Raw genomic sequence first — 313 nt, forward strand, 5'->3', positions numbered from 1 at the left:
CCCACATGAACCTGGCTCGGCGCCAGGACTGGCGCGCCCGGAACGCCGCTGTCGATCACTCGCGATGGTACTCGACCAGCACGCCGGAAGGCGGGTTGGGGCCGATCTGGCAATATTGGGCGCAAGGCCTCGCCAACGCGCCGCCCTTGGTGAAGGCCTGCATGCGCTCGGTGCAACGCCACAAGGGCGACCGCGATCTCATCGTCCTCGATGACACCACCGTGACAAACTATGTCGATCTGCCGGGTCATATCTGGGACAAGCGCCGGCGTCAGCTGATGAACAGCCAGCAGATCGGAAGAGCATCGTGTAG

Annotated in this window: 1 protein-coding gene; it reads left to right on the forward strand. The window is 63.9% G+C overall.

Going from position 1 to position 313, the window contains the following annotated elements:
* The coding region (locus tag EN846_RS34325; RefSeq protein WP_210236159.1) for a capsular polysaccharide synthesis protein at positions 1–313 on the forward strand (313 nt) is incomplete at both ends.

The organism is Mesorhizobium sp. M4B.F.Ca.ET.203.01.1.1, assembly GCF_004791025.1.
Classification (GTDB): domain Bacteria; phylum Pseudomonadota; class Alphaproteobacteria; order Rhizobiales; family Rhizobiaceae; genus Mesorhizobium; species Mesorhizobium abyssinicae.